13 protein-coding genes are annotated in these 10544 nt (G+C 59.9%); 9 read left to right on the forward strand and 4 right to left on the reverse strand.

Annotated features, from left to right (window positions below; genetic code table 11):
• Positions 1–67: 67 nt before the first annotated feature.
• Complete coding sequence (locus AC07V9_RS21030) at positions 68–358, reverse strand: PsiF family protein (RefSeq protein WP_495017570.1); 291 nt, start codon at positions 356–358, stop codon at positions 68–70.
• Between the two features lie 151 nt (positions 359–509).
• Here AC07V9_RS21030 and AC07V9_RS21035 point away from each other — a divergent pair, with 151 nt between their 5' ends.
• Entirely contained in the window at positions 510–1394 is an 885-nt protein-coding gene (locus tag AC07V9_RS21035; protein WP_495017571.1) for a DMT family transporter, read from the forward strand.
• Between the two features lie 3 nt (positions 1395–1397).
• Here the strand turns inward: AC07V9_RS21035 and AC07V9_RS21040 are convergent, their stop codons facing one another.
• Positions 1398–1634, reverse strand: coding sequence for a hypothetical protein (locus AC07V9_RS21040; RefSeq protein ID WP_495017572.1), 237 nt, complete (start codon positions 1632–1634; stop codon positions 1398–1400).
• Positions 1635–1694: 60 nt separating this feature from the next.
• Positions 1695–2585, reverse strand: a complete 891-nt coding sequence (locus AC07V9_RS21045) for an esterase/lipase family protein (RefSeq protein WP_495017573.1) — start codon at positions 2583–2585, stop codon at positions 1695–1697.
• Positions 2586–2893: 308 nt separating this feature from the next.
• Between AC07V9_RS21045 and osmE the strand changes: the two genes are divergently transcribed.
• Both osmE and AC07V9_RS21055 read left to right on the forward strand, forming a co-directional pair.
• Positions 2894–3232 (forward strand): osmotically-inducible lipoprotein OsmE, encoded by a 339-nt coding sequence (osmE, locus tag AC07V9_RS21050; protein WP_495017574.1) that lies wholly within the window; start codon positions 2894–2896, stop codon positions 3230–3232.
• A gap of 290 nt (positions 3233–3522) precedes the next feature.
• Positions 3523–4056, forward strand: a complete 534-nt coding sequence (locus tag AC07V9_RS21055; RefSeq protein ID WP_166595978.1) for a ferritin-like domain-containing protein — start codon at positions 3523–3525, stop codon at positions 4054–4056.
• 293 nt (positions 4057–4349) lie between these two features.
• On the opposite strand, the gene AC07V9_RS21060 is transcribed toward AC07V9_RS21055, so the two are convergent.
• Positions 4350–6416: an AsmA family protein gene (locus tag AC07V9_RS21060; protein ID WP_495017575.1), complete on the reverse strand. Its 2067-nt coding sequence runs from the start codon at positions 6414–6416 to the stop codon at positions 4350–4352.
• 317 nt (positions 6417–6733) lie between these two features.
• Here AC07V9_RS21060 and AC07V9_RS21065 point away from each other — a divergent pair, with 317 nt between their 5' ends.
• The 6 genes from AC07V9_RS21065 (at position 6734) to AC07V9_RS21090 (ending at position 10380) form a co-directional block, all read left to right on the forward strand.
• Positions 6734–6955, forward strand: coding sequence for a hypothetical protein (locus tag AC07V9_RS21065; protein WP_495017576.1), 222 nt, complete (start codon positions 6734–6736; stop codon positions 6953–6955).
• A 141-nt stretch (positions 6956–7096) separates the two neighbouring features.
• Positions 7097–7729, forward strand: coding sequence for a TetR family transcriptional regulator (locus AC07V9_RS21070; RefSeq protein WP_495017577.1), 633 nt, complete (start codon positions 7097–7099; stop codon positions 7727–7729).
• 178 nt (positions 7730–7907) lie between these two features.
• Positions 7908–8408 carry an urease accessory protein UreE gene (ureE, locus tag AC07V9_RS21075; protein WP_495017578.1) on the forward strand — a complete coding sequence of 167 codons (501 nt, stop codon included), beginning with the start codon at positions 7908–7910 and terminating at the stop codon, positions 8406–8408.
• Between the two features lie 10 nt (positions 8409–8418).
• The gene (locus tag AC07V9_RS21080) at positions 8419–9093 is read left to right on the forward strand and encodes an urease accessory protein UreF (protein WP_495017579.1); all 675 of its coding nucleotides are present in this window, start codon (positions 8419–8421) and stop codon (positions 9091–9093) included.
• A gap of 59 nt (positions 9094–9152) precedes the next feature.
• Positions 9153–9767, forward strand: a complete 615-nt coding sequence (gene ureG, locus AC07V9_RS21085; protein WP_274136825.1) for an urease accessory protein UreG — start codon at positions 9153–9155, stop codon at positions 9765–9767.
• Positions 9768–9792: 25 nt separating this feature from the next.
• A complete protein-coding gene (locus AC07V9_RS21090; protein ID WP_495017580.1) occupies positions 9793–10380 on the forward strand; it encodes a HupE/UreJ family protein in 588 nt (195 codons plus the stop codon).
• The last annotated feature ends 164 nt before the right edge of the window (positions 10381–10544 follow it).

Genomic DNA, 10544 nt, shown 5'->3' on the forward strand with positions numbered 1-10544 from the left:
TGCCGTCTCGCGAATGAATTCGCTCCCACAGGTCCGCGTCATCTCGATAATTCTGGTAACAAAAGTCCTATTTTTTCTTCAGGCAATCGCTCATGAACGTCTTGCGCGCATCGCCTTTGAGCGCTTGGGTCGTGGCCGTTGCGTTGCAGGTCTTCATCTTTTCCTGCTGGGTTGCCGCAGGGGCCGGGGTGGCTTTCAGGCACGTGCTCATGAACGCCTTGCGTTCATCGCCCTTGAGGGATTTGGCCGATGCATCGGCATTGCAGGTGGTCATCTTGTTCTGTTGCGCCGTAGCAGCGAAACCTTGAGCGCACATCAACAAGCCCATGACCAACAGAGGAATACGCAGCATTTTCATCGACTTTCTCCAGGACCGCCGCGCACCTGCGCAGCTTTGAAAGCAGTGTAGTCAAAGAATGTTGCGACATATTTCCGGGAAATCCGCCGCCAAGGTAGACGCACGTGCTGACAAGCCGATAATGGCGCCTCATTCACTTGCCGGTTTTCTCATGCAATACCTGTATCCCCTGCTCACCGTCATGATCTGGGCGGGCAACAACGTCATCACCAAAGCCGCCGCCGGGCGTATTTTCCCGGCCGAAATCGGCTTCTATCGCTGGCTGCTGGCGGGGTTGCTGTTCACGCCGTTCCTGCTGAGGCCTGTGCTGCGCAATCGTGCGGCGATCAAACCGATCATGGGAAAGGTCGCGATTCTGGGCGTGCTGGGCATGGCGATTTATCAGAGCCTGGCGTACTACGCGGCCAACATCACCACCGCCACCAACATGGGCATCATCCTGTCGCTGGTGCCGGTGATGACCCTCGGCATGTCGATTGCCAGCCTTGGCACGGCATTGACGGCAGGCGCACTGGTTGGCGCGCTGGTGTCATTCGCAGGTGTATTACTGGTGGTGTCTCAAGGCAGTTGGGCTGTGCTGGTGGCTCATGGAGTAAACATGGGTGACCTGATGATGTTGGTCGCTACCCTGGCCTACGCGACCTACAGCACGCTGCTGAAGAAGTGGCAGCTGCGCATGCCGCCGCTGCAGTTGCTGTATCTGCAGATTCTGGTGGCGATCATCGCGCTGTTTCCGCTGTTTTTGCTGTCACCCAAGACGGGCCTGAGCGCCAGTAACATTCCGCTCGTGCTCTATGCGTGCATCCCGACCTCGATGATTGCGCCGCTGCTGTGGATGAAGGCTATTGGTATTCTTGGCCCGAGCCGCACCACGCTGTTTTTCAACTTGGTGCCGATCCTCACCGCATTAGTCGCTGCCCTTGCACTGGGCGAGCAACTGGCGTCGTATCACTTTATCGGCGGCGCACTGACACTGGGCGGCGTGATCCTCGCGGAACGCTGGACCACGCCGCTGCGAAAAGCGGCGAGCCGTTAAGGTCTACGCCTCTTCGCGATCTTCCGCGCTGTGAATCGTCACGTCGGTGATCCCCGCGACATGGGGCAGATCGACGTGAGGGTTACCAGCGTCGAGGGGGTCATCGTCCACCGCAACGTGGTGCTTGAGCGCCAGCTCATGCACGACCTCGATGATCGGCACGTCGAGGTTCTCGATTACGTCCACATGGTGTTCACCGGCCAGGGTGTACTCGATTTCATACAGCTCTTTATCGCTCATCGCATCACTTCCTTTGGCGACCCGCGCGGGCCGACCGATCACGAACTACGGCTGAAAAAGTCAAAGACCGGCGGCTTTCAACCGCGCGGCGTGTTCGAGAAACAACCCCACAGGGTTGGCCCCCTTGCCCACCAGACCGAGGTGCTGGTTGACGATGTCGAAATGGTCGAGCGCAAAGTCGTCCCCGATGACCGTGCCCAGGTGCGAACTGAATCGCCCGACCATGCCATCAGATTGACCTCGCTCTTTCGTGAACGTGCGAGCGAATAATCGGCAGGTGAGATTAGTGGTATCGAGCAGGTTCTTGCCGCGGTCCGTGCGCCCCGGTTGCAACGTGCCGGACCACGAGTAATAACGCACGCCGTTGACCTGTTCAGCCCCCTGCCCGCCCCAAGTGTCGGGCAATCCTTGAGGGAAGCGTTGGTTGAAGCAATCGACGCCGCGGGTGGTCAGCGAGTGATGCGCGGCGTCGACGTCGGTGGGCAAACGGGTGCCGCGATAACCGGTGTCGAGCAAGGCCAAAAAGAGCGTGGTCAGGCGAATCGCGGCATTGATCAGGCGACCACGCCACGTGCTCTGCGGAAAATGCGCTTCGAGGTAATCCGCCAGTTCCGAGCCGTGATTGGGCCCGGCCACGGACGTCACCGATGCCACCAGATCCGGTCGCACACCGGCGACATAGCGGATGGTTAGCGCGCCTTGGCTGTGGCCGATCAGATTGACCTTGGCAGCGCCGGTTTCCTTGAGAATTTCTTCGATCCGCGCCAGCAGTTGCTCGCCACGGACCTCGGTGGAATTCACCGCAGAAACCATCACCGGAATCACCTTCGCCCCGCCCCGACGCAAGGCCGGCACGATGCCGTACCAATACGGATAGACCACCAGTTTCACGAACCCCAACAACCCCGGCACCAACACAATGGGGTACCGCGTGGCCTGTGCTTGCGTCATGTGCGGTTGAATCTCCTGATGTCGAATGACAATCCCTCTGTGGGAGCGAATTCATTCGCGATGGGTCAGTCCAGCCAAAACATTTCCGCCGGATGTATGATTTTTCGCGAATGAATTCGCTCCCACAGAATCCGCGTCCAGCTGCCTCCCCAGCTCGGCCCGGAATCTAAACCTTAGCCGCAAACCATTCATCGATGATGACAAATACAGGTAATGCCCCATCGCCATCTTTTCATCGAACTCTTTCAATCGGCCAGGGCTCATAACTGCAACGGGCCACTAATGGCCCTTCCATGGAGTGACCGGTTATGTACAAGCAATCTCTGGCAGTAGTGTTTGCAATGGCCGCGCTGGCTGGCTGTACCTCGACAACCCTGCAAAACCCGGTGGATTACGCGACCTATCGCAACGAACCCCTGGTCAAGCAAGTGGACGATGGCATGACCGAGCAGCAAGTGCTGACCATCGGTGGCGAGCCTTCGACCCGTGTGCATCGCAAGGTTCACCCTGGCACCTGCAACAACTACGTCCTGAACAAGGACGGCCACCAGCAGACCTACTACGTCACGTTCAACGCCAACGGTCGCGTGGACAGCAAGGGCTTCATGACCTGCGATCAGCGTGAGGCCAATGAACGGGCGATGTAATCACAGACGCTCGATCCACTGACGGACACGTTCCTGTGGGAGCGAATTCATTCGCGACGAGGTATTTCAGGCGACGAATATGCGTCGCCAGTAACGACCTCTCGCGAATGAGTTCACTCCCACAGGGGTTCTGTGATCGACGAGAATCTGCGGCAAAACAAATCAAACTTTTCCCCCCGCGCACCACTCACACCTTAAGACCCGATCTTGCCAGGCCTCGGTCATGTAACAAAAGACCGACGCACCAAGAGCGAGACGGCTAAAAACCGGATCAGCCCTGGAGATGAATAATGAGCGATGTGCAGCAATTAACCGATGTCAGCACTCTGCGCGAGCGCGCGCGTCACAACGTTGAAAACGGTGCCGTGACCGAAGGCTACGACGGCGACCGCGAAGAAATCATTCGACTGCTCAATGCTTCGCTGGCCACCGAATGGGTCTGCGTGCTGCGTTACAAGCGCCATTACTACATGGCCAAAGGCGTGAAAGCGCAGGTCGCGGCTGCAGAGTTTCTTGAGCATGCCGAACAGGAAGCCGAGCACGCCGACAAGCTCGCCGAGCGCATCGTGCAGCTGGGCGGTGAGCCGGAACTGAACCCTGATTTGCTGTCGAAGAATTCCCACGCGCAGTACGTGGCGGGCAATACGCTGAAAGAGATGGTCACCGAAGACCTGATCGCCGAGCGCATCGCTATCGACAGCTATCGCGAAATCATTCAGTACATCGGTGATAAAGACCCGACCACGCGCCGAATCTTCGAAGAGATTCTGGCTCAGGAAGAAGAGCACGCCGACGACATGGCGGACATTCTCGACGGGCTGTAAGCGTTGAGTAGAATGCAAAAAGCCAAGGCAGATGCCTTGGCTTTTTTGTGGGTGAATGGGCGGTTCTGTGGGTGGCTGCTCTACCACTATCGCTGCCGTCGTAACCTCCGACGTCTCCTACAGATACGGTGAAATCCGCAGACCTGCGGCATGCCCAATGCTCTTCAACGGTTGCGGAACATCCATGTGCCTGCGCAAAACCTGCAGGAGACGTCGCAGGTTACGACGACAGCGAAGGCGGCAAATCAGGCACATGCGATATGCCTGACCCACCGATTCGCTCAATCAGTGCATCACTTAACAGTCTTGGGGGCCTTACCCGCACGCATCTGCTCCAGTAACGGCGCACACTGATTGGGCTCACCCCCGCTTGGCGCAACCAGCGCCAACAGCCCTGCCGCAGGCCCGACCGCCGCACCCAGTAGCACCATCCCCGCACCACGCAACAACAGCGGGCCGGATTGCACACCTGCGCTCGGCTTGATGAACGGTCCACGCACATACAGCGGCGAACGCAGCGAGAACACGCGGAAGCCCTTGGATTCCGGGGTGATCTTCAAATCCAGCTGCTCGCTCTTCATGTTCGCCGTGCCGTCGATGTAGATGATCGCGTTCTCGGTGTCGAACACCGACAGCTTGCTCGTCGCCAACCCGTCCTTGAAGCCGAAGTCGGAAGCGGCGCAGTTGATCTTCACGTTCTTGTCGCCGAACAGGGTGCCAACCACATAGTTGCCCACGTTCAGACCGGCAATTTCCATCAGATCGCGGCTGATCGCACCGTCGTTGACCAACAGCTTCATCTCGCCATTGGCTGTGCCCAGCAACGCCGCCACCGAGTTGCCCTTACCCGCGATGTCGGCGTCGCCGTTGAGCTCACCAAAGCTGGTTTTCATCGGCTCGAAGGTCGGGAACAACTGCTTGAGCTTGAAGTTGCGCGCGCTCAATTTCGCGCGGCCTTCGAGCGGCTGTGAGTGACCGTTGAGTTTGATGTCGGCATCAAGCTTGCCGCCCGCCACGCCGAAACGCAGCGGTTCAAGGCTCAGGTGGCCGTCGTTGAGCACCACGTGGGTGTACAGATCAGTGAATGGCAAATCGGCACTTTGTACGATCCGTTTGCCGGTGAACTCGACATTGGCGTCCATCGCGCTCCAGCGGTCGGTCTTGAACTCCTCGACCGGCAGCACTTTGTCCGCAGGCTGCTTGCTCTCACCGCCACGGGATTTCTGCTCGGCGTTGGAATCAGCACCGATCAGCGGCTTGAGGTCGGCCATCAGCAGCTGATTGGAAACCAGCGCACCGGTCAGCTTGGGACGCGGCTCGCTGGCGACAAAGCCCAGGTCACCATGGATGTCGCTGTTGCCGATCTTGCCGTTGAAGCCCTTGTACTGAAACGACGCGCCCGCCGGATCATGCAGCTTGGCGATCAGGCGACCATCGGTGGAGTACGGCGGGGAATCGGGCAAGGTGACGCCGGTCAGCGGATAGAGGTTGCCCAGGCTGTCGCCGGACAGCTTCAGGCGCAGGTCCAGCTCGCCGAGGTTCTGCGGATCGGTAACAGTGCCCGCGATCGCCACCTTTGTATTCCCGGCGCTGACATCGGCCTGAACCGGGAATGGCAAAGCGGCGTCTTTAAGCGCCAGCAGGCCGCCGACCTTACCGGTGCCATTGAGTTTCTGGCCGTGGTACTGACCTTTGGCAGTGAAGCCGAAAGCGTAATCCTGAGCGGAGGCGCCTTTGTCCTGCACCTTTTTGGCCTCGCCGCTGCCAACGATGTCGCTGAACGGGATCGGCTTGCCGAGCGGGTCGATGACCACCTCGACGGCCGTGTTGATCTTCTGATCGTTATAGCTCACGAAGCCTTTGTCGAAACCGATCGAACCGATGTCCACCACCCAGCTGGAGGGTTGGGCATTGGGATCGCTCTTGGGTAGGTCGAACACCCAGTTGGCCCGACCATCGGCCAGACGCTCGATTTTCGCGTTGGGTTCGGTGAGGTCAATGCGCGGAATCACCACGCGCTGAGCCAGCAATGGCAGCGGCGCCAAGCGCATTTCTACGCGTTTGAGGGTCACCATCTGGGGGTTCTTCGACCATTCGGGGTTACCCAAAGCGATGTCTTCGGCCGACATGTGCGGCCACGGCACCCACGCGCGCCAACTGCCTTCATCAGGCTCACGGCGCCAGTGCACCGCCAGATTGCCGTTGATGGCGAACGGTCGATGCAGTTCAGCCGATACCTTTTCATTGATGGTCGGCTTGAGCCGGTTCCAGTCGAAAGTGGCGATCACGATGATCAGTACAGCCAGCAACAGCAGCACAATGCCAACTGTCCAAGCGAAAATCTTGCGGCCTCGCGTCATTGCGTTTTCTCCCCAAATCCCGACGCACCTTCCAGGGCACGTCTTATACGTCTTGACCGTTCGACTGATAAAAGCCCCGTGGGTTTGATGAAATCCTTCGCAGGCCCCGGAAAAAGTTCCACGAGCGGCAATCCGGCGCGTGAAAAAACGTTGAATCCAGACCCTGCAGGTGCCTGCAAACCCGCGTTCTCCGTGGCCTTGGCGTCTGAATCAATTCCATCGATGGTCACCATCAGCCCTTTGAACTTCTTTATATACGCAGCCCCCGTAAAATCGACTCCATGATCTCTACACGCCCTTTCGAGGAGCACACATCCATGAAACCCCAACTGATCGCACTGTCCCTTTCCCTTCTCGCCTCGAGCGCATTCGCCATGCCTGCCAGTGAACAGCCTGTTCTGGGCGAAGTGAAAGCGGCTCACGAGATCGGCCTGCCAACCTTGGCCCAAGAGGGTCCGAACCATTTGATCAACCAGTACCAGCGCGTCGCCGACAATGGCCCGGATCGTCTGGTACAGCAGTATCAGCGCGTTTCCTGAAGCGGACCGCTGTCAAACGAGCCCGGTTTTGAGCCGGGCTTTTTCATGCCCGCACGCTTTCCAGGGGAATCGGGGTTCGACGCAGCGCAAACGCATTTGTTAGAGTGCTGCCCAATCCTGGCTCAGATACCCAAGCCCCCCATGTTGCCCCGCGCCGAACAGAAACAGCAGACCCGTCACGCCCTGCTCGATGCAGCTCGGGGCTTGATGGAGAGCGGGCGCGGTTTTGGCAGCCTGAGCCTGCGCGAAGTGGCCAAGACGGCTGGCATCGTGCCCACGGGCTTCTACCGTCACTTCGATGACATGGACCACCTGGGCCTGGCGCTGGTCAGCGAAGTGGGCCAGACCTTTCGCGAGACCATCCGCCGCGTGCGCCACAACGACAATGTGAACACCGGCATCATCGACGCCTCGGTGCGCATCTTTCTGGAAGTGGTCGCCGCCAATCGCTCGCAATTTCTGTTTCTGGCACGCGAGCAATACGGCGGCTCGCTCAAGGTGCGGCAGGCGCTGGGCGCGCTGCGCGAGGCGATCATCGCTGACTTGGCAACGGACTTGGCGTCGATGTCCAAATTCCATCACCTCAACACCGACGACCTGTCGGTGATGGCTGACCTGGTGGTCAAAAGCGTATTCGCCATGCTCCCGGAACTCATCGACCCGCCGCCCGTGACCCTGGCCGAACACTTGACGCCTCGAGCCAAGATTACTCAGCAACTGCGTTTCATCTTTATCGGCGCCAAGCGCTGGCAAGGGCTGGGCAGCACCGAATAGGCCCGGGCGCATTACGCACCAAAACAGAACACTAAAATTCTCCCCGCACCAACAAAGACCACTCCTGCGCCCCACGCTCAATCACTACCCCACGTCCAGCGCGCGATTCCTGACTAACCTGTCAGTTGGCAAGCCACTTGCTCTAGCCACTGCATCGCACATTGCTGGAAGTTTTCCGATGCTGGTGATTCATCAACGAATCGAACCCCAGGCTGAATGGGCCGCCGAGCTGCACCTGAATTTCGAAGCGCGGAGCAAGAGCCGCCTGCGCTGTTTCAGTGCCGAAGGGGAAGACGTAGGCCTGTTTCTCGAACGCGGGCAGCCGCCGCTGCGTGATGGCGACTTTCTGAAAGCCGAAGACGGACGCATTGTTCGCGTCTGCGCGCGCCCCGAGCAGCTGATGCACGTGACCTGCAGCAGCGCCCTCGAACTGACCCGCGCGGCCTATCACCTGGGCAACCGCCACGTTGCGCTGCAAGTGGGCGACGGCTGGTTGCGCCTGCTCGACGACTACGTGCTCAAGGCCATGCTCAATCAGCTGGGCGCCACCACCGAATCCATCGAAGCGCCGTTCCAGCCCGAACACGGCGCCTATGGCGGCGGTCATCATCATTCCCGCGCAGGGGAAGAAGACTTCAACTACGCGCCGCGCATTCATCAGTTCGGCGTACGCAAATGAGTGCACGCCCATGAACAAGGCCTGGGCGCTGTTGCGTCTGGCCAGCCCGCAGCTGCCGATTGGCGGCTACAGCTATTCCCAGGGGCTGGAAATGGCCGTGGAGCAATCCATCGTCGTCGACCCGCCCAGCGCGGCCCGCTGGATTGGCGATCAATTGCTGCTCAACCTGTGTCGTTTCGAGGCTCCACTGCTGCTGGCCCATTGCAACGCTGCGGCCGACGAAGACTGGGTGACCCTGCGCCAACTGAGCGAGGAACACCGCGCCAGTCGCGAAACCCGCGAACTGCATCTGGAAAGCCGGCAGATGGGCTACTCGTTGCAGCAACTGCTCAATGGCCTGCCCGAGCTGGATCAGCCCGCGCGCGATTTTCTTGAAACCACCGACGAGCCGCATCTGGCCCTGGGCTGGGCGCTGGCCGCTCGGGCCTGGCAAATTGCCCCACAGGACGCCCTCGCCGCCTGGCTGTGGAGCTGGCTGGAGAACCAGCTGGCCGTGCTGATGAAAACCCTGCCGCTGGGGCAACAGGCCGCGCAACGTCTGACCAGCGAGCTGACACCGCTGCTGCAAACCGCTCAGCACCACGCAACCGAACTGAACCCTGAACACATTGGCAGCGCGCCGTTTGGCCTGGCCCTGGCGAGCATGGCCCATGAGCGCCAGTACAGCCGCCTGTTTCGATCCTGACGACATTGACCCTGGTAGCAACACCCGGAACCGCACAAGAAGATCAACGGAGAACACTTATGAACAGCCAACCTTTGCGCGTCGGTATCGGCGGCCCGGTCGGGTCCGGCAAGACCGCCCTGACCCTCGCCCTGTGCCTGGCCTTGCGCGAGCGCTACAACCTCGCCGTGGTCACCAACGATATTTACACCCGTGAAGACGCCGACTTTTTGGTGCGCAATGAGGCCTTGGCGCCTGAGCGCATCATCGGCGTGGAAACCGGCGGCTGCCCGCACACCGCCATTCGCGAGGACGCGTCGATCAACCTGGAAGCCGTCGATCAACTGAATCGTCGCTTCGAAGGCCTGGACCTGATCATCGTCGAATCCGGCGGCGACAACCTGTCTGCGACCTTCAGTCCTGAACTGTCGGACCTGACCATCTACGTGATCGACGTCTCAGCAGGCGACAAGCTGCCGCGCAAGGGCGGCCCGGGCATCTGCAAATCCGACCTTTTGGTGATCAACAAGATCGACCTGGCCCCGCTGGTGGGCGCGTCGCTGGAGATGATGGACCGCGACACCAGGAAGATGCGTGGCGACAAACCCTTCGTGTTCAGCAATCAGAAAACCGGCCATGGCCTTGAAGACATCATCGCCTTCATCGAGCGCCAGGGCCTGCTGACCGCTGCCTGATTCCATTTACTAAGGAAGATCATCGATGCATTTCAAACACCTTTCGGGCAAAAAAATCCTCGGTGCCCTGGCGCTATTGCTGGCTCCGGCGCTTGCGTTGGCACATCCGGGTCACGATGAAAGCGGCCTGGTCGCCGGCATCAGCCACCCGCTGGGCGGCATCGATCACCTGCTGGCGATGGTCGCGGTGGGTCTGTGGGCCGCTCAACAAAAAGGCGCCGCGCGCTGGGCCCTGCCGTGTACCTTCGTCGGTACCATGCTGATCGGTGGGTTGCTGGGTTTTGAGGGTCTGGAACTGCCTGCGCTGGAAAGCGGGATTGCGGCCTCGGTGTTCGCGCTGGGCCTGGCGGTGGCGCTGGCCGTGCGTCCGCCGCTGTTCGTGGCGGTGGCGGCGACCGCGCTGTTCGCAATGTTCCATGGCGTGGCCCATGGCCTTGAGCTGCCAGAGATGTCCAGCCCGTGGGGTTATGCACTGGGCTTCGTCGGCGCCACCGCAGCGCTGCACGCGGCGGGTTACGCCGTGGTGCGCTTCCTGCCAGCGGCGGCTGCGCCGGTTGTACGGGTTGCCGGAGCGCTGTCGGCTGCCGCGGGTGTGTGGTTGTTCGCTGGCTGAATTTATCTCCTGAGACCTCACACCCTGTGGGAGCGAATTCATTCGCGATTGGCCGGTACACCCGACACAGCTCTATCGGATGTACCCCCGCCTCGCGAATGAATTCGCTTGTATGTTTAGACTTGATGGGGCGGGCAGGACAGGAAATTCGAATCTGACTCTAG

The sequence above is a fragment of the Pseudomonas sp. GW821-FHT02A11 genome (assembly GCF_059421985.1).

What these genes read in the sequence shown, in the direction of transcription:
- ureE (WP_495017578.1), top strand. Translation starts at nt 7,908, where the DNA reads ATGCTGGTGATTCATCAACGAATCGAACCCCAGGCTGAATGGGCCGCC.
- AC07V9_RS21045 (WP_495017573.1), bottom strand. Translation starts at nt 2,585, where the DNA reads ATGACGCAAGCACAGGCCACGCGGTACCCCATTGTGTTGGTGCCGGGG.
- ureG (WP_274136825.1), top strand. Translation starts at nt 9,153, where the DNA reads ATGAACAGCCAACCTTTGCGCGTCGGTATCGGCGGCCCGGTCGGGTCC.
- AC07V9_RS21070 (WP_495017577.1), top strand. Translation starts at nt 7,097, where the DNA reads ATGTTGCCCCGCGCCGAACAGAAACAGCAGACCCGTCACGCCCTGCTC.
- osmE (WP_495017574.1), top strand. Translation starts at nt 2,894, where the DNA reads ATGTACAAGCAATCTCTGGCAGTAGTGTTTGCAATGGCCGCGCTGGCT.
- AC07V9_RS21065 (WP_495017576.1), top strand. Translation starts at nt 6,734, where the DNA reads ATGAAACCCCAACTGATCGCACTGTCCCTTTCCCTTCTCGCCTCGAGC.
- AC07V9_RS21080 (WP_495017579.1), top strand. Translation starts at nt 8,419, where the DNA reads ATGAACAAGGCCTGGGCGCTGTTGCGTCTGGCCAGCCCGCAGCTGCCG.
- AC07V9_RS21035 (WP_495017571.1), top strand. Translation starts at nt 510, where the DNA reads ATGCAATACCTGTATCCCCTGCTCACCGTCATGATCTGGGCGGGCAAC.
- AC07V9_RS21040 (WP_495017572.1), bottom strand. Translation starts at nt 1,634, where the DNA reads ATGAGCGATAAAGAGCTGTATGAAATCGAGTACACCCTGGCCGGTGAA.
- AC07V9_RS21055 (WP_166595978.1), top strand. Translation starts at nt 3,523, where the DNA reads ATGAGCGATGTGCAGCAATTAACCGATGTCAGCACTCTGCGCGAGCGC.
- AC07V9_RS21090 (WP_495017580.1), top strand. Translation starts at nt 9,793, where the DNA reads ATGCATTTCAAACACCTTTCGGGCAAAAAAATCCTCGGTGCCCTGGCG.
- AC07V9_RS21030 (WP_495017570.1), bottom strand. Translation starts at nt 358, where the DNA reads ATGAAAATGCTGCGTATTCCTCTGTTGGTCATGGGCTTGTTGATGTGC.
- AC07V9_RS21060 (WP_495017575.1), bottom strand. Translation starts at nt 6,416, where the DNA reads ATGACGCGAGGCCGCAAGATTTTCGCTTGGACAGTTGGCATTGTGCTG.